General features: G+C 63.1%; 16 protein-coding genes and 2 tRNA genes. 8 read left to right on the top strand and 10 right to left on the bottom strand.

The window, feature by feature from the left end:
* Positions 1-88: 88 nt before the first annotated feature.
* The 3 genes from ACR42D_RS19035 to ACR42D_RS19025 form a co-directional block, all read right to left on the bottom strand.
* Positions 89-1,222: a DUF362 domain-containing protein gene (locus ACR42D_RS19035; RefSeq protein ID WP_484568363.1), complete on the bottom strand. Its 1,134-nt coding sequence runs from the start codon at positions 1,220-1,222 to the stop codon at positions 89-91.
* 366 nt (positions 1,223-1,588) lie between these two features.
* Positions 1,589-2,203, bottom strand: a complete 615-nt coding sequence (locus ACR42D_RS19030; RefSeq protein ID WP_484568362.1) for a LysE family translocator — start codon at positions 2,201-2,203, stop codon at positions 1,589-1,591.
* 234 nt (positions 2,204-2,437) lie between these two features.
* The gene (locus ACR42D_RS19025) at positions 2,438-2,650 is read right to left on the bottom strand and encodes a hypothetical protein (RefSeq protein WP_484568361.1); all 213 of its coding nucleotides are present in this window, start codon (positions 2,648-2,650) and stop codon (positions 2,438-2,440) included.
* 97 nt (positions 2,651-2,747) lie between these two features.
* Here ACR42D_RS19025 and ACR42D_RS19020 point away from each other — a divergent pair, with 97 nt between their 5' ends.
* On the top strand, positions 2,748-3,632 hold the full coding sequence (locus tag ACR42D_RS19020; protein ID WP_484568360.1) for a LysR substrate-binding domain-containing protein: 885 nt from the start codon (positions 2,748-2,750) through the stop codon (positions 3,630-3,632).
* A 302-nt stretch (positions 3,633-3,934) separates the two neighbouring features.
* Here the strand turns inward: ACR42D_RS19020 and ACR42D_RS19015 are convergent.
* Positions 3,935-4,010 (bottom strand) — tRNA-Glu (locus ACR42D_RS19015).
* Between the two features lie 6 nt (positions 4,011-4,016).
* A tRNA-Lys gene (locus tag ACR42D_RS19010) sits at positions 4,017-4,092 on the bottom strand.
* 199 nt (positions 4,093-4,291) lie between these two features.
* On the opposite strand from ACR42D_RS19010, the gene ACR42D_RS19005 reads away from it, so the two are divergent.
* Complete coding sequence (locus tag ACR42D_RS19005; protein ID WP_338668754.1) at positions 4,292-5,557, top strand: phenylacetate--CoA ligase family protein; 1,266 nt, start codon at positions 4,292-4,294, stop codon at positions 5,555-5,557.
* A gap of 444 nt (positions 5,558-6,001) precedes the next feature.
* Here ACR42D_RS19005 and ACR42D_RS19000 read toward each other — a convergent pair whose 3' ends face one another.
* Positions 6,002-6,679, bottom strand: coding sequence for a CBS domain-containing protein (locus tag ACR42D_RS19000; RefSeq protein WP_484568359.1), 678 nt, complete (start codon positions 6,677-6,679; stop codon positions 6,002-6,004).
* A 79-nt stretch (positions 6,680-6,758) separates the two neighbouring features.
* Complete coding sequence (locus ACR42D_RS18995) at positions 6,759-9,629, bottom strand: hybrid sensor histidine kinase/response regulator (protein ID WP_484568358.1); 2,871 nt, start codon at positions 9,627-9,629, stop codon at positions 6,759-6,761.
* A gap of 280 nt (positions 9,630-9,909) precedes the next feature.
* Here ACR42D_RS18995 and ACR42D_RS18990 point away from each other — a divergent pair, with 280 nt between their 5' ends.
* From ACR42D_RS18990 to ACR42D_RS18970, 5 genes are all read left to right on the top strand, one after another.
* Complete coding sequence (locus ACR42D_RS18990) at positions 9,910-10,614, top strand: MotA/TolQ/ExbB proton channel family protein (protein ID WP_484568357.1); 705 nt, start codon at positions 9,910-9,912, stop codon at positions 10,612-10,614.
* Between the two features lie 9 nt (positions 10,615-10,623).
* Positions 10,624-11,040, top strand: coding sequence for a protein TolR (gene tolR / locus ACR42D_RS18985; protein WP_484568356.1), 417 nt, complete (start codon positions 10,624-10,626; stop codon positions 11,038-11,040).
* A gap of 16 nt (positions 11,041-11,056) precedes the next feature.
* Positions 11,057-12,526, top strand: coding sequence for an alpha/beta hydrolase family protein (locus ACR42D_RS18980; RefSeq protein WP_484568355.1), 1,470 nt, complete (start codon positions 11,057-11,059; stop codon positions 12,524-12,526).
* Between the two features lie 111 nt (positions 12,527-12,637).
* A complete protein-coding gene (locus ACR42D_RS18975; protein ID WP_484568354.1) occupies positions 12,638-15,499 on the top strand; it encodes a PAS domain-containing sensor histidine kinase in 2,862 nt (953 codons plus the stop codon).
* Between the two features lies 1 nt (position 15,500).
* On the top strand, positions 15,501-16,181 hold the full coding sequence (locus ACR42D_RS18970) for a response regulator (protein ID WP_484568353.1): 681 nt from the start codon (positions 15,501-15,503) through the stop codon (positions 16,179-16,181).
* 238 nt (positions 16,182-16,419) lie between these two features.
* Here ACR42D_RS18970 and ACR42D_RS18965 read toward each other — a convergent pair whose 3' ends face one another.
* The 3 genes from ACR42D_RS18965 to ACR42D_RS18955 all read right to left on the bottom strand — a co-directional run bounded on the left by ACR42D_RS18965 (position 16,420) and on the right by ACR42D_RS18955 (position 17,622).
* Entirely contained in the window at positions 16,420-16,788 is a 369-nt protein-coding gene (locus tag ACR42D_RS18965) for an Hsp20/alpha crystallin family protein (RefSeq protein WP_484568352.1), read from the bottom strand.
* Between the two features lie 10 nt (positions 16,789-16,798).
* Positions 16,799-17,212: an Hsp20/alpha crystallin family protein gene (locus ACR42D_RS18960; protein ID WP_484568351.1), complete on the bottom strand. Its 414-nt coding sequence runs from the start codon at positions 17,210-17,212 to the stop codon at positions 16,799-16,801.
* Positions 17,213-17,433: 221 nt separating this feature from the next.
* Complete coding sequence (locus ACR42D_RS18955; protein WP_484568350.1) at positions 17,434-17,622, bottom strand: Trm112 family protein; 189 nt, start codon at positions 17,620-17,622, stop codon at positions 17,434-17,436.
* 130 nt (positions 17,623-17,752) lie between these two features.
* Here ACR42D_RS18955 and ACR42D_RS18950 point away from each other — a divergent pair, with 130 nt between their 5' ends.
* The gene (locus tag ACR42D_RS18950) at positions 17,753-18,613 is read left to right on the top strand and encodes a PHP domain-containing protein (RefSeq protein ID WP_484568349.1); all 861 of its coding nucleotides are present in this window, start codon (positions 17,753-17,755) and stop codon (positions 18,611-18,613) included.
* The last annotated feature ends 3 nt before the right edge of the window (positions 18,614-18,616 follow it).

Below are 18,616 nucleotides of genomic sequence, written 5' to 3'. Positions count from 1 at the left end.
CGGCGCGGCGCTGAAAACAAAAAACGGGTTACGGCTGTTGGCCGTAACCCGTTGTTGCGTCCTGTCGGCCCGTGGAGGGCCGCGGTCGTTATTTGACCACGATCAGTTCGTATTCCCTGGTGCCCAGTCCGATCTTCTCCGCATGGTCCATGCAGGTCTTCCACTCGGACTCCGGGCGGGAGTTGGTGAAGTGGTCGTGGTGGTCGACGAAGTCCTTTTTGGCCAAGTTTTCGGCCAGCTGGCTGCCGGGGAGCGGGGTGGCCTTCATGCAGGCGTCCACGCAGGCCTGGTCCAGGGCCAGGGGATCGGCGGAGGCCAGCATGCCCAGGTTGGGCAGGATGGGCACGTCGTTTTCGCCGTGGCAGTCGCAGTTGGGCGAGACGTCCACGATCAGGGAGATGTGAAACTGCGGGCGGCCGTCGACCACGGCCTTGGTGTACTCGGCCATCTTCCGGTTGAGGTCGCAGATGGCGGAGTCCAGGCCAAAGGAGATCGCGTCGAAGTTGCACGCGCCCAGACACCGGCCGCAGCCTACGCAGTTGTCGTGATTGATGCGGGACTTCTTAGCCTCCGCGTCGAAATGCAGGGCGTCGTTGGCGCACTCCTTGATGCAGGCCTTGCAGCCCACGCACTTTTCCTCGTCGATGTTCGGCTTGCCGCCGCTGTGCTGCTCGGTCTTGCCCGCGCGGGAGCCGCAGCCCATGCCGATGTTCTTGATCGTGCCGCCGAAGCCGGTCATCTCGTGGCCCTTGAAGTGGGTCAGGCTGATGAATACGTCGGCGTCCATGATGGCCCGCCCGATCTTGGCCTTCTTGACGTATTCGCCGCCTTCGACCGGGACCTCGACGTCGTCGGTGCCCTTGAGGCCGTCGCCGATGAGCACGGGACAGCCCACGGTCAGGGGGGTGAAGCCGTTTTCCCAGGCGCATTCCAGGTGCTCCAGGGCGTTCTTGCGCTTGCCCGGATACATGGTGTTGCAGTCGGTCAGAAACGGCTTGCCGCCCAGCTCCCTGACCACGTCAGCCACGGCCTTGGCGTAGTTGGGCCGCAGGTAGCTGATGTTGCCCAATTCGCCGAAGTGCATCTTGATGGCCACGAACCGGCCTTCCATGTCGATGTCGCCGATGCCCGCCTTCCTGATCATCTTCTTGAGCTTGGTGGGCAGCCCGTCACCGAACGCCTTGGTCCGAAAGTCGGTGAAGTAGACTTTTGCTTTTCCCATATTTCCCTCAATTCTTTGGAGTTAAACTTGCCGAAGCAAAAAATGATTGCGCCCGGATCGTCGCGCGACCGAGCCCGTAATCCTTGTGGTCGGAGTGGCCTACGGTATCATTATTTTCAGCGAAAGACTGCCCCGGAGAAGGCATATTGGAAGTATGATACCTTTTGCATCGACCGCAAGGCAAGGGGCCATCGCAGGCAAGGCGCACAGTCAGAGACTTTTGGAGGACGGACGGGCAAAGCGAGGGCGGGGGGGCATGAGGTGCGAAACGGCGCGGTCAATGCCATGGTGTCCATGGAGATGCGGTGCATGCCGTCTACGGGGCCGCCACGGCGATCGGTTTTCCTGTGGGACGATACCCCGGGCTCAGCCTTGTTGCATGGCCTGGAACAGCATCCAGACCGAGACGCAGGCCAGCATGGTACCGGAGACGTACCCCTGCAATCTGGCGTTTGCCCCGGATGCGAATCGGCGCCCCAGCCAGCCGCCGCCGAGGGCCCAGGTCAGCGTGGCACAGCTGGTCAACGAGGTCAGTCCGATGGACAAAACGACCACCTGATACCACTGGGCGGAATGAGGGGCGATGAATTGGGAGAACATGGCCATCATTACCGTGATCACTTTCATGTTCAACGATTGCAATATGATCCCATCGAAAAAGCCGGGCACATCGGCCGCAATCTCCCCGGATGCAAGCTGCGTGGCCCGGAAGAACTTCGACGCCAGGTACAACAGGTAAAAGGCCCCGGCGTATTGCAGGTAGCGGTATGCCCCCGGATAGTTGTGCACCAGGGTACCGGCCCCGAATCCGATCAACAGCGACTGGAGCAGCACAATGAAGTTGATGCCCAGGATAAAGGGCAGCGAGCGCATGAGCCCGAAGCGGGCTCCCACCGAAGCCATTGCGATGTTGGCGGGCCCTGCGGAAAACACCAGCGGAAACATCATCCCAAGCCAGAGAAGAAAGTCGTTCACCACCATCTGTCACCTCCTGCATCCTGCGGCGGTCATCGGGATGCGGTCTGTTCTATTGTCGTCAATACGGGGCCGGGGCGATATTCCCGCCAGATATCGGAGGTGGGGCCAGAGGACGAAAACGGGCCAGGTGAAGTCATATTTTCGCTCGGCAGAGCGTCAGCGATTTGTGTCCAGCACCGGAAAAGGACTTGAGATTTCTTGTAAGTCCTTTTCCAGGGCGTCCCCGCGTGGGCCCGGTCAGGCCTTTCTGTCCAGCGGCCTGCCGTCTTCTCCGATGCCTAAGTCCGCTTTGAGCCATGGGCTTAATGCCGAGAGTTCCCTGCGGGCCGCGGCTTCGTTGCGATGCCTCCTCATTCTCCCGATCAGATTCCGCAAGCGGCAAATCTGTTGGTAAAAAACATCCCGAATCGTCCGGTCTTCCATATACGAAGCCTCGCTGTATATTTCCATGTTGCCTCCTTGCGCCGTTGCCGGTTGGTGGTTAGCGTCTGAAATATAGATAAGTTTGCCATAAACATTTGACAAACGAATTATTTTTATACTAATCATGAAAAAAATTGATATAGAGGGAAAAATGCAGTTTTCCAACGACCTTCTCGAAACATTCGCTGCCGTGGCGGACAGCGGCAACTTCACCAAGGCGGGCGCGTTGGTCAACCGTACGCAGTCGGCCGTGTCCATGCAGATCAAGCGGCTCGAGGCGAAGGCGGGCCATGTGCTGTTTGAACGCAACGGCGGACTGAGAAGGATCACCCTGACACCCAAGGGCGAGGAATTGCTCCGCTATGCGCACAGGATACTTGCGCTCCATGAGGAGGCCGTGGCCGCCGTCGCCCGCCCGGGAGTGGAGGGAAGGGTCCGAATCGGGCTGCCGGAGGATTTCTCGAGCACGGTTTTACCGGAAGTGCTCGCCCGGTTCGGGAAAACGAATCCGAACGCGCAGGTCGACGTTGCCTGCGCCCCGGGAGAACAGATCAGCGCGCTACTGCGTGCTGGAAAGCTGGATATCGGTATCCGGGCGGGCGTGGCTCTCATAGACGGCGTCGAATTGCTGAAGATGGAGCCTCTGCATTGGATAGCCTCCCCATCAAGCCTGGTGCACGAGCGCACGCCGGTACCGCTCGCGGTCTTCTGGGAGGGGTGCAGCTACCGGAAATCCGCCATGGAGGCTCTTGACCGTATCGGCCGTGACTACCACGTGGCCTTCAACAGTCTTTCCATTTCAGGGATAATCGCTGCCGTATCCGCCGGGTTGGCCGTGGGTGTCGTCGGCTCGACGACATTGCCCGAGGGGATACATGTACTGGATGAGAACGACGGCTATCCGACCCTGCCCGACGCATCGGTCACTCTCCACCACGGCAGCGGTCCCCGTAACGATCTGGTGGACCGCCTCGCCGAGCATGTCCGCGACGCTTTTCGGGACATTTGACTATATTGCCTGGAACCTGCAGGCAATGGGCTGGACCTCACACTCTCCGCGATCCGGCCTATTCGGTCTCGGATTGGGGAGGGGGTGCGTATACCCACCGCCAAGGCATCTTGCCGCGCATGAACACAATGACCACGTTCCGCTACATACAACGATCTGGCATCACGGAGAGTGTCCTGGAAAGGGCCTTCGGCTAATAAGGAAACGCCCCGAAACCACAAGTTCCGGAGCGTTCTCGCGCCTGTCGGTGCGCAAACAAAAAAACGGGCTACAGCTTCCGCTGTAACCCGTTGTTCTGTCAGTGGCGTCCCCAAGGGGGTTTGAACCCCTGTTGCCGGCGTGAGAGGCCGGAGTCCTAGGCCACTAGACGATGGGGACGCATTCTGGTGGGTCGTACTGGGCTCGAACCAGTGACTCTCTGCTTAAAAGGCAGATACTCTACCAACTGAGTTAACGACCCATGACCCGTCAGGGAAAGTATGACTATCCATTTGGCCTTGCGGTGTCAAGCATATTTTGCAACTTCGGGGTGAAGCAAGATTGTGCTTGCAACCGTTCGGAATGTCTGTAAATTTAAAATTTTTCTTGCAAAAATCGCCCGGCGTGTTATAGTCCCGCTCCCTGTCCGATATGGAATCCAAGCCACCAAGGAGCTACATATGACACGAAAAGACCGTACCGAGGGAATCTATTCCCGCCGCGAGGTGCTCGACGAGTCCGAGCGCAGGCAGTACTGCCAGCTGCAGCTGAAAGAGCTGCTTTCCTATGCCTACAGGTACTCCGAAGACGTCAAGAAGCGGTTCGACCGCGCCCAGTTCAACGTGGACAAGTTCCGCGTGCTCAACGACCTCAAGCATATCCCCATCATCAAGAAAAAGGAACTGATTTTCCTCCAGTCCATGGGCCCCCGCCTCGGCGGGCTGCTGACCAAGGACCTGGGTGAGCTGCAGCGCGTGTTCCTTTCCCCGGGCCCGATCTTCGACCCCGAAGACCGCTCTGAGGACTACTGGGGCTGGACCGAAGGGTTCTACGCCGCGGGCTTCCGTTCCGGCGACCTGGCCCAGATCACTTTCAACTATCACCTGGCCCCGGCCGGGCTGATGTTCGAAGAGCCCCTGCGCAACCTGTCCTGCGCCGTGGTGCCCGCCGGTCCCGGCAACACCAACTCGCAGATCGAGATCATGCAGAAGCTGCGCGTCACCGGCTACGTCGGCACGCCCAGCTACCTCATGCACCTGGCCCAGAAGGCCGAGGAAGCGGGCCTGTCCCTGCGCAAGGACCTGTTCCTGGAAGTCGCCTTCGTCACCGGCGAGAAGTTCTCCGAGAAGATGCGCTCCACCCTGGAAAAGAAGTTCGACTGCATCATGCGTCAGGGCTACGGCACCGCCGATGTGGGCTGCATCGGCTACGAATGCTTCCACAAGTCCGGCCTGCACCTGTCCAACCGCGCCTTCGTGGAAATCTGCCACCCCGACACCGGCATCCCGCTCAAGGACGGCGAGGTCGGCGAGATCGTGGTCACCGCCTTCAACCGCACCTACCCGCTCATCCGCCTGGCCACCGGCGACCTCGGCTACCTGGACCGCACTCCGTGCGCCTGCGGCCGTACCTCCCCGCGCCTGGGCGGCATCGTCGGCCGCGTGGACACCACCGCCCGCATCAAGGGCATGTTCGTGTACCCGCATCAGGTCGAGCAGGTCATGGCCCGGTTCGAAGAGGTCAAGCGCTGGCAGATCGAAGTCACCAATCCCGGCGGCATCGACGAGATGATCCTGTCCATCGAGGCTGGCCAGTTCAACCAGGAGGACGAACTCCTCCACCTGTTCCGCGAAAAGATCAAACTGCGCCCCATCCTCAAAGTCCTCGCCCCCGGCACCCTGCCCCCGCAGATCCGGCCCATCGAAGACAAACGCACCTGGGACTAACCGTCCACTGACGCTATTAAAAAGCCCCGCCCGACGAATTCGTCGAGCGGGGCTTTTTTTTTGATGCCTCCGGCGGCCAGGGGGGAAACTTTTGGGAAAAAGTTCCCCCCCTGGCCCCCCCTTCCAAACTTTTTGTAGCCGCTTCGCGGGGTGGGAGCACCTTTTTATGGGCCCGATGCATAATCCGCATGAGGCCCCCATTCTTCTCTTAATGGAGTGAATCGGGTGCGCAGCCCCGCCAGCGGCTCTCTCCCCCGCGCTAGTACAAGGCTTTCGAGAGTGGGTCCGCTGTGCATTTTCTTCCGGCCGCGGCAACCGCAGCGTGCCTCAGCTCTTAGGCCGAGCTTGCTCGGTCTTAGAGATGGCGACAGCAGTGGTAGCCGTCTACGTGAAGATTGGCTCGGCCGGTAAAAATGTGCAGATGGCCCGCTATCGGGAGCCGCCCTACACCAAATCCACGGTCACCCCTTCGGCTACGTAGAAGAGGAGGGTGTACTTGCTTTGTAAAAGTTCAACGACGTCCTCAACGGACTTGTCGGCGAGATCGGCGATGGTCACGTAGGCGTTGCGGGAACCGCAGCGGGTGGGGTCCACGGCGGTGAACACGCTGGTGAAGACGAGCCCCTTGGCGCGCAGGTCGCAGAGGATGTCGGCCAGGGCGTCCTCGGAGCCGTCAAGGCGGATGCCGAACTGGGCGCCGCCGCGCGCGGAGCCCGCCGAGGAGCAGAGGAAGCGGAGCACGTCCAGCTGGGTGATGATCCCCTCAAGGCGGCCGCCGTCCACCACGGGCAGGCCGCCGACCTTGTGTTTAACAAGGATGTCGGCCACTTCGGTCATGGCCGCGTCCGAGGGTACGGACACCGGGTCCAGGGTCATGATGTCCCCGGCGGTGAGGGTGTACAGGCCGCCGCCGCTCTCGACCACGGCGTCGCCGGGGATGAACTTGGACGGCATGGCGTCGCGGATGTCCCGGTCGGAGACGATGCCCACCAGGGAGCCCGCGCTGTCGATGACCGGGAACTGTCGGATGTTCTTTTCCCGCAGTATCTCGGCCGCGTCCAGCACCGAGGAATTCACTCCCAGGGCGATGACGTTGACCGTCATCCAGTCTCTGACCAGCATCGGCTACCTCCTGTACGGCGATTTCCGGGATGGAAACGGTCAGCAATACCTACTCTGTAAGTCCGCAAATTGCAACGGGTTACAGCCGCGCGGCCTCTTTCTCCACGGCTTGGACCAGGGCGTCGAAGCGCGGGACGAGGTCCTGCACCCCCTTTCTGACGTCTTCCATCTCACCGCAATAACACCTCTTTTCCAGGGAGCGGGATTCTTCGACCACATCCATGGCCAGGACGTGGCTGGAGATGTTGGTGATGGAGTGCAGGGCATTGGCCACGGCCTTGGCGTCCATGGCCTCGAGTCCCTTGTGGAGGTCTTCGCGCTTGGCCCTGGCCTCGATCAGGAAGAGGTCGAGGATGTCCTTGTACAGGTCCATGTTGCCCTCGAACCGCTTGCACAGGCTGTCCACGTCCAGGGTGACCTCGACCTTCTCTTCCCGCCGGGGGGCCAGCGCCGCCGGGACGTGTCGGCAGTTCATGTCCTTGCGGGCCTCGCGGGCGGCGGTGCAGCGGACGATGGCCTCGGACAGCTTGTGCATGTCCACGGGCTTGCTGACGTAGTCGTCCATGCCCGCGTCGAGCATGCGTTCCCGGTCGCCCTTCATGGCGTAGGCGGTCAGGGCGATGATCGGGATCTTGCGGTCGTACAGGCGGCCGTCGGACTCGCGGATGGCACGGGTGGCTTCCAGACCGCTCATCTCGGGCATCTGGACGTCCATGAGCACCAGGTCGATGGCCCGCCCCTTTTCGCGCAGGGCTTCCAGGGCCTGGACTCCGTTCTTGGCCGTGGTCACGGTGTGGCCGAACATGGTCAGAAAGTGTTGCAGATACTTCCGGTTCATGGGGTTGTCGTCGGCCAGGAGGATGTTCAGGTGCAGGGTGCGCGGGGTGCGCGGCCGGATCGGCTCGGGTTCGGGCTCGGGCTCTTCGGCCAGGCCGAACCAGGCGGTGAAGAAAAAGGTGCTGCCCCGGTCCACGGCGGACTCCACGCCGATCTCGCCGCCCATCATGTTGACCAGCTGGCGGGAGATGGTCAGGCCGAGCCCGGTGCCCTGGTGCTTCTTGCGCAGGGAGCTGTCCGCCTGGGTGAAGCTGTCGAAGACCGCGTCGAGTTTGTCCTCGGGGATGCCCACGCCGGTGTCGCGGACCTTGAACTGCAGGCAGGCGCGCCCGGACTCGATGCGGGAGAGCTCCACGGTCAGTTCCACCAACCCGCGCGGGGTGAATTTGAGCGCGTTGCCGATGAGGTTCCACAGGACCTGGCCCAGCCGGTCCGGGTCGCCGTTGAGCCGTGCGGGCACGTCGTCGGCCACGGAGTAGCAGAAGACCAGCCCGTTGAGCTCGGCCTGTGGGCCGAAGGAGCGCACGCTGGTTTCGAGGGCCGTGCGGAAAGTGAAGTCTTCGGGTTTCAGTTCCATGCGTCCCGCCTCGATCTTGGAGATGTCCAGGATGTCGTTGACGATATTCAGCAGAGAGTTGCTGGCGTCGCGGATCATGTCCATGTGCTCGCGCTGGGTTTCGGTCAGGCCGGTGGTGACCATCATCTCGGCCATGCCCAGGATGCCGCTGATGGGCGTGCGGATCTCGTGGCTCATGTTGGCCAGGAACATGGACTTGGCCATGTTCGCCTCGAGCGCGGCGCTGGAGGCCTCCTCGGCGGACCGGTTGGCCTCCACCAGCTTGCGGCTCATCTCGCCGTAGTGGATGGCCGAGCCGAACAGGTTGGCGGCCAACATCATGGACTCGATCTCCACGGGCAGCCAGTCCCGCTCGCGGCGGTGCTCGGACAGGCCCAGGAACCCCCACCAGGCGTTTCCGGCGAAGACCGGCAGGATCATGACCGACTTGGCCCCGGTGGCCGCGAACAGGGTCCGCTCCTCCTTGCGGAAGTGCTTGACGTGTCCGGTGACCACCTTGCGCTTGAGCATGGCCGCGCGCCAGGTGTCGTAGCGGGGCGAGATCGGGAGATTCCGGCTCAGGGGCATGGCGCTCAGGGGCGCGACCCACTCCGTGCCCCACTCGTTGTGCAGGGTCAGGACTTCGCCGCCGTCCGGTCCGGTGTCCTTTTTGAAGAGATAGATGCGGGTCACGTCCGTGACCTTGCCGAGCTTGGCCAGGGCCTCGTTCACGCCCTCGTTCCAATCCACCTTGCGCAGGAACCGGCTGGCGAAGTTGGCCAGGACCTGGAGGATGGCGTCCCGGCGAAAGAGCAGCTCCTCGAATTCCTTCTGCAGGGAGACGTCCCGGGCCATGCCCCAGATGCGCACGATGTCGCCGCCCGGCCCCAACTCCACCTCGCGGTTGACGTGCAGGTGGCGGATCTTGCCGTCCCTGTCCACCACGCGGTACTCGAAATCCAGGGGCCAGCCCTGGTCGAAGGTGGCTTCGTTGGCCCGGTCAAAGACCTCCAGATCGTCCGGGTGGACGTGGTTGCGCAGGCCGGACAGCCTGCGTCCAGGCTCCTTTTCCCTGCCGAAGATGCGGCTCAGTCCCTTGGACCAGCGGATCTCCCCGTCCGCGCCCATCTCCCAGCTGCCGAAGGAATCGGTGCGCTCCATCCAGTCGAGCAGGTCCTGTCGGAACTTGAGATGGTTCTCGATATCCAGCCGGTCCTCGAGGTGGCGGAGGCTGCGGGCCAGGCACTCGCGCGTCTGCGGTCCCTGGACGAAATAATCGAAGGCCCCCAGGATCAGGGCCTCGGCCTCCATGCCCGGATCGCGGCCCAGGACGATGGACGGCCGTCCGTATTCCTCGCGCACGCGGCGCACGGCCCGGGGCCAGGAGTCGTCGTCCGCATCGGGCACGAACAGGACAACGTCCGCGTCGTCCTTTTCCAACCGGCGCACGCCCCGGGAGACCGAGGCCTGGCGGGCCACGGTCGGCTTGTGGCCCTCGGGGAGCAGGTTCAGGTCCTGCTCGTCCACATGTTTGCCCGCCAAGATCAGTATTTTCACACGACGCCTCCACTGGCCGCCTTGAAAAATGAACAGTTCCCGCCGCCTACCCGGTATTCTTACGCCAGAAACGGGACAAGGGATAGTACATACCGCATTCACGATCCCGGCGCGCCCGGGCCCGGCCGGGTGTGCGGCCGCATAGCTGACTGCAACCGTCTGAAAAGACAGTCCTTCCATTTCGAGCCCCCCTTGCTTTCTGGCCCGACGGGGTTTACACACAGTACAGGCCCCTTCCGTGACGGCCGTTCCCGACACATAGACCCGAAAAGGTGCAACCATGAACTTTCTGCCCGACAACTCCATCCTGTCCCTGCTGGCCGGGGCGACCCTGGCGGTCAAGCTGGTCATGATCTTCCTGGGGTGCATGTCCCTGTGGAGCTGGACCATCATCTTCTTCAAGTTCTTTTCCATCGGCACGGCCCGCAAAAAGGTCATCCAGGGCTACGACGCTTTTGTGGCGGCCGGTGATCTGTCCAAGGGAATCAAGGGGTTGGGCGACAAGGACGACTCGCCCCTGGCCCGGGTCTCGTCCCTGGCCGTGAAGGAATTCCGGCTGCTGGAAAAGGCCGACGTCAACCGCGAGCGCAAGCGGCTGCTGGTCAAGGACACCCTGCGGCGCGTGCTCAAGCAGGGCATCTCCAAGGAGATGCGCGGACTGACCCGCAACCTGCCGTTTCTGGCCACCTGCGCCAACGCGGCCCCGTTCATCGGCCTGTTCGGCACGGTCTGGGGCATCATGCACTCGTTCCACTCCATCGGCATGGCCCAGTCTGCTGCCCTGGCCACGGTGGCGCCCGGCATCTCGGAGGCGCTCATCGCCACGGCCATCGGCCTGCTCGTGGCCATCCCGGCGACCATTTTCTACAACTATTTCCTGGGCAAGCTGAACGAGGTCGAGTCCGGCATGGTCGACTTTGCCGGGGCCTTCCTGAACCGCGCGGAACGCGAGATCGCCTGGGCCGACAAGCCCGAGCGGGCCTAGGAGCGCGCCATGGCGATCAAGACCGGCGGCGGCTTCCTCAACGAGATCAACGTTACGCCCTTCGTGGACGTGATGCTGGTGTTGCTGATCATCTTCATGGTCACGGCCCCGCTCATGACCCAGGGGGTGGAGGTGGACCTGCCGACCACGCGCACGGTCCGCAACCTGCCCCAGGACTCCGAGCACCTGGTCCTGACCGTGCGCAAGGACGGCGCGATCTTCCTGGACGAGTACCAGGTGGCCCTGGACGAGCTGCAGACATACATCCAGCGGCTGGTGACCAAGCAGAAAAAGCAGCTTTTCCTGCGCGCGGACAAAGAGGTTCCCTACGGCACCGTGGTCCAGGTCATGGGCGAGATCAAGGCTGCGGGCGTCGACAGGCTCGGCATTGTGGCCGAACAGCCGCGCGACCGGGACAGGAAGTAGGCGGGAGCTGGGCGGCATGCAGCGGGTACTGAGCTGGACACTCTCCATCCTCTTTCACGCCGTGGTGGCGGCGGCGCTGATCCACTCCGTGGACCTGCCGGACCTGCTGCCCGAGGAGCTCATGGAGGTGAACCTGACCGAGGTCCGGGAGCCGGAACCGGTCATACCCATGCCCATGCCGACCCCCGCACCCGAGCCGCCGCCCGAGGCCAAGCTGGAGTGCCCGGACGCCCCCCCGGCCGCCGCGCCCTTGCCCATGGACAAGACCGTGGTCCTGGACGATACGCCCCCGCCGCCCGAGACCGCCCCGCCGCCCGAGGCCGAGGCCGTTCCCTTGCCCGAGCCCGAGGCGATCGAGATCAGCCCGTCCAAGACCCTGCCGCCCGAGCCGCCCGCCGAAGAGGAACTGGCCGAGGACGGCCTGCCCAAGAAGATCTACGTGCGCAAGGACGCCACCGTGCACCGGGGGGCCGAGGCGCGCTTCGGCCGGGCCCTGATGGGCGACTATTTTTCCTACTCCTCCAAGGAGTTCTCCGGCCAGTTCCGGACCAAGGACAACCGGGTCATCTCCATCATCGATGCCCGCAACACCAAGTACGGGCGTTTTCTGATCTACGACTCCAAGAACAAGACCCTGCGCCGCCTGAAGCAGGCCTTCGGCAAGTACGTCTACACCATCGGCCCGTCCGTGTACGAGGATGAGCCGGTCACCGGCTCGGTCACCTTCCTGGCCAAGGACGACCGCATCGAGCGGTTCATCCTGATGACCGACGACGACCGGTTGGCCCACTACCCGGTCAAGGTGCACGTGCGCGAGGAGGAGACCGCCTTCGACGGCCCGGCCGGGCGGATCGAGGCCCGCCTTTCCCGCCCGCCCTACGACGAGGGCCACGCGGGCGCGGTGGTCGTCCACGGCCCGGACTGCGCCGACCCCGGCATGGTCCAGGCCTTCACCCGGACCCTGTCCATGCACGGCCTGGCCGCCCTGACATTCACCCCGCGCGGCTGCGGAGGCGAATCCCCCTCCCCGGCGGGCGCAAGGGAACTGGCCGAGGATACCCTGTCCGCCTTCGATTTCCTGGCGGCCCACCGGTCCGTCGACGCGGGCAAGGCTGGAATATGGGGCTCCGGGCAGGGCGTTCCGGCAGCCATCCGGGCCGCGCGCCGAGCCTCGCCCGCCTTCCTGGTCTGCATGCTGACCGACGGTCTCGACCCCGGCGACCTGCCGGGCCGCGACGTCCTGGCCGGGCTGGACCGGCCCGTTTTCTGGTTGATCACCGGCCGCGAGACGGCCAAGTGGCGGCCGCTGATCTCCGTCCTGGAGACCCTGCGCGACCGCGAAAAACGCGCCTTCACCATCGTGGTGGCCCCGGCCAAGACCAGCCGGGAGGTGCTCCAGGCCGAGGGCGAACGCTCCTCCTGGGTGGAGCAGGTGGCCGACGACCACGCCGCCCTGGCCGCGTCCTGGATCAACGGCCTCAGGTAGCTCCGGCACCGTGCGGCAAAGAGCCCGCGCCTTCCATTCAACCGGCAAATCGGATACGGTACGCCCACTGTAGAGGCCCTTGCCCGCCACCTTCATCCAGCCGGACGACCCGTGACAACCGACCGCAAGAAACCCGAACGCCCCGACGCCGAAACCTGCCAGCGGTTGGTCGATTCCGATCCCGCCCTGTTCAGGCGGCTGATCGAGGCCTCGGGCATGGCGGTCTCCATTCACGACAGGAACCTCTACCCCATCTGGGGGAACCAGGCCTGGATGGACATCTGGGGGTATTCCGTGGACGAGATCATGGACATCCCCCAGGAACAGATCATGCCCGAGGAGACCGTGAAGCTGTATTGGAACAGCGTATGGCCCACGGTCAAACAGGGCAGGCGCTGGGAGGGGGAGTACGTGGTCCGGGCCAGGGACGGCGGGCTGCACACGGTCAAGGGGTGGTTCGACCCGATCACCGACGAATCCGGGGAAGTCACCCACGTCATCGCCATCAAGCAGGACCTGTCCGACCTCATCCGCATCCGCGAGGCCCTTGGCTCGGCCGAGAAGAGCCTGAACTTCATCTCCGACTGCACCAGCGACATCTTTTTCCGCCTGAACCTGCGCACCGGCCTGTACGACTACCTCAGCCCCTCGGCGGAGCGGTTCTCGGGCTATTCGGTGCGCGAGTACCAGGAATGCCCCATGCTCGTGCGCAAGATCATCCACCCGGACTGGCAGGACTACCTGGACCAGGTCATGGAGGAGCTGCTTGCGGGCAAGGTCCGCGACGAGTACGAGTTCCAGTTCATCCATAAGTCGGGCGAGGTCCACTGGGCCAGCCAGCGCCATATCCTGCTCCGGGACAAGAACGGCGACCCCCTGGCCGTGGAAGGCATCGCCACGGACATCACCGCGCGCAAGCAGGCCGAGGAGCGGTTGCGGGCCAGTGAGGAGAAGTTCCGCCTCCTGGCCGAGAACACCGCCGACGTCATCTGGACCATGGACAACGACTACCGCCTGGCCTACGCCACCCCATCCATCAAGGACATCAGCGGCTTCACCCTGGAGGAACTCAAGGGCCGCCCGTTCCGGAAGATGGTCACCAGGGCGTCCATCGCCAAGTTCGAGGAGGCCCTGGCCCGGCGGCAACAGGCCGAGATCGGGGGGGACTACTCCCTGATCAACAGCATGGAGCTGGAGCACATCCACAAAAACGGCAAGACCTTCTGGGCCGAGACCATGATAAAGAGGCTGCTCGACGACAAGGGGCGCCCGCGCGGATTCCAGGGGGTCTCCCGGGATGTCACCCTGCGCCTGGAGGCCGGGGCCGCCATCGCGGCCAGCGAGGCCCGCTTCCGCACCCTGTTCGAGGACTCCCCCATCTCCCTGTGGGAAGAGGACCTGACCAAGCTCAAGTTCTATTTCGACGACCTCAGGGAGCAGGGCGTCACCGATTTCCGCAAGTTCTTCAACGACACCCCCGAGGCGCTGCTGCACTGCGCCACCCTGGTCACCGTGGTGGACGTGAACAAGGCCACCCTGGCCCTGCTCGGCGCGGCCAGCAAGGAGGAGTTGTTCGGCAACCTGGACAAGGTCCTGACCGAGTCCTCCATGGCCGCCTTCGCCGAGGAGATGATCCTGCTCGCCTCCGGCGGCCGGGAGTATTGCGGCGAGATCACCAACCGCACCCTGGACGGCGAAACCATCTGGGTCATGGTCCACTTCTTCGTGCCCGACGAGTACAAGGACACCCTGTCCAGGGTCATCGTCTCCCTGCTGGATGTGACCCCCAGGCGGCGGGCCGAAGAGGCCCTCATGGACTCCGAGGAGCGCTATCGCGTCCTGGCCGAGAACTCCCAGGAGGGCGTCATCGTCATGCAAAACGGCGCGGTCCGGTACGTCAACGAGTCCATGCTGCGCATCACCGGCTACACGGCCAGGGAGCTCGAGACCATCGATTTCGTGGACATGGTCCACCCCGGCGACCGGCACGAGCACGCCGCCCAGTTCGCCCGGCTCGACTCCGACGAGATGAACGAGTCCCTGGGCTCCTTCCGCATCCTGACCCGCAGCGGCGGGACCAAGTGGGTGAACATGAGCGTCAAGCCGATCATGTGGGGCGGACGCGAGGCCCAGATGCTCATCCTGACCAACATCACCCGCTACAAGGCGTTGGAGTCCGAACTGCTCATCGCCCACGCCCAGATGGAGAACCGGGTGCGCAAGCGGACCGCCGAACTGTCCAAGGCCAATGTCCGGCTCAAGGCCGTGGCCGAGGAGCGGGGCAAGGCCCAGGAGCGCATCCAGGCCCTGACCCAGCAGCTCATCCGCGTGCAGGAGGACGAGCGCCAGCGCATCGCCCGCGACCTGCACGACAACGTGGCCCAGGACCTCTCGTCCATCATGCTCAAGATGGAGACTCTGTTCGACGGCCTCCCGACGCCGGACCTGGAACTGGCCGAGCGGGGCGAGGCCGTGGCCGGCATCCTGCGCCGGACCATCGCCTCGGTCCGGGAAATCGCCTACGGGCTGCGGCCCCCGGCCCTGGATCAGCTGGGCCTGGTGCAGGCCCTGATCAACCTCTGCCACGATTCGGGAAACCGCTACGGGTTTGACGTTGACTTTTTCTCCACCGGAATCGAAAATATTTCATTGGACTTCGACGTGGAAATCAACCTCTACCGCATGGTCCAGGAAGCCGTCAGGAACATCTGCCGCCACGCCGGGGCGACCAAGGCCGTCATCCGCCTGGTCAAAAGCCACCCGGATATCCTCATACGCATCGAGGACAACGGCAGCGGGTTCCCGATGGAGGAGAGCCTGGCCAGGGCCGACGCCGAAAAGCGCATGGGCCTGCGGAGCATGGAGGAGCGAGCCCGCCTGATCGGCGGTTCCATGGAAATCCAGACCCTGACCGGCACGGGAACACGCATCCTGTTCAAGGTGCCGGTCGAAAGCGCGAGGAGACACGGCTGATATGGGAGCGAACACCCTGGACATAATGATCGTCGATGACCACCCCCTCTTCAGGGAGGGCCTCAAAGCCATTGTCAGCCGGGACGAGAACTTCGCGGTCTGCGCCGAGGCGGGCACCGGCCAGGAGGGTGTGGCTCTGGCCCGCACCCACAAACCGGACATCGTCCTCGTGGACATCTCCATGCCCGACAAGAGCGGCATCCAGATGATCCGCGAACTCAAGGACGAACTGCCCCAGACCCGGTTCGTGATCATCTCCATGCACTCGGAGGCCGACTACATCGTCGAGGCCTTCCGCGCCGGGGCCACCGGCTACATCATCAAGGAATCCGCCGCCGGGCAGCTCCTCAAGGGGCTGAACACCGTGGCCGGCGGCAACCTCTTCCTGGACAGCGCCCTGTCGCAGGAGGTGGTCTTCAAGCTGCTCCAGACCAAGAGCGACTCAGGGGACGATCAGGACGACCCGTATTCCACCCTGACCCCGCGCGAGCAGGAAGTCATGCGCATGCTCGCCGAGGGGCTGACCGCCAAGGGCGTGGCCGAGGAATTGTTCATCTCGCCCAAGACCGTGGAAAACCACCGCACCAACCTGATGAAGAAACTGGGGCTCAAGAGCTCCGTGGAACTCGTCCGCTACGCCGCCCGGCTGGGGCTGATCGATATCGAAACCTGGGCCATTTAGATTTACCTTGGTTGTAAGGCAGAGGTGGAAGGCCGCTTCGCGGCGATAGATCGGTGATTTCGCCTCCGGCGGGCAGCGCTAGCTCTTGGGCGAGTCGTCGAGCCTTAGAGATAGCGACAGCAGCGATAGGGTTCGCACCCTTGCATCCCATATTGCGCCTGTGGCGCGGTTTTCATGCAAAGAGCCCCCGGCAACCGAGGTTGCCGGGGGCTCTTTGTTTATTGAATAACTGACGAAACTATTGCGCCTGGATGGTGATCCGTTTGGGCTGGACCTTTTCCACCTTGGGCAGGAAGAGTTCCAGGACGCCGTTCTCCAGAGACGCCTTGATGCGCTCCCGGTCCACGATGTCGGAGATGGAGATGGACCGCACGTACTCGCACGCGCCGAACTGCGCCTCCACGAATTTTTCGCCCGGGACCGGGCACTGGGTTGAGCGGCCGGTCACGGTCAGCTCGTCCTCTTCCAGGTCGATGGTCATGTCATCCCTGCTCACGCCGGGCATGTCCATGAAGATGTGAAAACCGTCCTCGCGCTCCAGGATGTCCGTGGCCGGACGGAAACGGCTCAATTCCTTGACTGTCTCATTCTTCGCGACTTCACTCATGACACCCTCCTTAGGCAACGTCGATGCTGATGGTGCGCGGCTTGATCTCTTCGGACTTGGGCAGGGTCACGGTCAGCACCCCGTCCTTCATGGCCGCGGTCACCTTGTCCCTGTCCACCGGCACGCCGATGTTGACAACTCTGTGGAAAACACCGCTCGGGCGCTCCTGGCGATAGAATTTGCCCTGGGGAGCGGTGCGCTCGCCCTTGATGACCAGCGTCTTGTCCGTCAACGTCAGTTCCACGTCGTCGATGGTCACGCCGGGCACTTCCGCGCGGACGTAAATGTTCTCCTCGTCGTTGCTCAAGTTGAGCGGAGGGTAGGCCAGACGCCGGTCGTCGCCCATGGGCGATCTGAGCATCTCCTCAAAGACACGGTCCAACCGGGACGGAAAATTGTAGAGCGTATTGAAATCGATAACCATGAACGGCACCTCCTTTTCGTTCGTTCAAAATCAAAAATAGGCACACTTCTTTCATCGTCAAGACTCCCTGTGGATAATTTTTTTACTTATGCTCGCGGTTCGCTATCGCGGACCTGACGACGGAGAGGACGAGAGGTTGAAGGGTATAAAATTGGAGACAAAAAAACCGCCCTGTCCGCGGATGCGGGCAGGGCGGCGTGAAAGACGATACCTTGGGACGGCTATTTCGAGCCGGTCCAGTCCTTTTCGGGCACGGCCTGATCCACGAGCATGATCGGGATGTCGTCCTTGACCGGATAGACCACCTTGCACTTGGGGCAGGCCAGCCCGTCTCCGCCGGGTTTGGGCGTGAGTTCGCCCTTGCACTGCGGGCAGGCCAGGATATCGAGCAGTTCTTTCTTCAGGGTCATGGCGTTCTCCTTTTCGCCGCGCAGAATAGCCCCGGAAGCGGCCGTTGGCAACCACGCCGAGCTTTACCTCACGGCAAGGAGCCTGTACCTTGAAGTCTTAACCATAGACAAGCATAGGGACAACATATCCATGAGCATAGACCTGCACACGCATACCACGGTCTCGGACGGGACCCTGACGCCCACGGAACTGGTCAAACTGGCCAAGGAGAGCGGTCTGGACGCCATCGCGGTGACCGACCACGACACTTTCCAGGGCATACCCGAGGCGCTTGAGGCCGGGAAAAAGTACGGCATCGAGGTCATTCCGGGCGCGGAACTGAGCCTGGAATCCCCGGAGGGCACCGGCTGGATCCACGTGGTCGCCCTGTGGCTGCCCGAGAAGGCGGACAAGCTTCAGAGGGCCTTTGACTGGGTCATCGAAGGGCGCGCCAACCGCAACCACGAGATCGTGGAGAAACTGCGCAAGCTGGGCGTGAACATCACCTACGAGGCCGTGGCCGCCCGCGCCTCCGGGACCGTGGGCCGCCCGCACTTCGCCCAGGAGCTCATGGCTCTCGGCGTGGTCTCGTCCATGGACGAGGCGTTCAAGGTCTGGGTCGGGGACAATGGCCGGGCCTACGTGCCCAAACGCAAGCTCACTCCCGAAAAGGCCCTCTCCATCCTGAACGACATCGGAGCCACCTCGATCCTGGCCCACCCCTTCGCCCTGAAGCTGAGCTACAAGGAGACCGAAAAGGTGGTCCGCCGCCTCATGGACCTCGGCCTGGACGGCATGGAGGTCATCTACTCCGAGCACTCCGAGGCCGACACCAAGGCGTACGGCGAGATGGCCGACCGCCTCGGCCTGCTCCACAGCGGCGGCTCGGACTTCCACGGGGCCAACAAGCCGGACATCAAGCTCGGCGTGGGCCGGGGTAACCTCAATATCCCCAACGAGCTGCTCGAAAAAATGAAACAAGCCCGACGGGCCAAGGGATTGTCCGTCTAGCCG

Source organism: Pseudodesulfovibrio sp. lm2024, assembly GCF_051175575.1.
In the GTDB taxonomy this organism is placed as follows: Bacteria; Desulfobacterota; Desulfovibrionia; order Desulfovibrionales; family Desulfovibrionaceae; genus Pseudodesulfovibrio; species Pseudodesulfovibrio caledoniensis.
The sequence above is the reverse complement of the archived record's forward strand: the minus strand, read 5'-3'. Positions and strand labels throughout refer to the sequence as shown.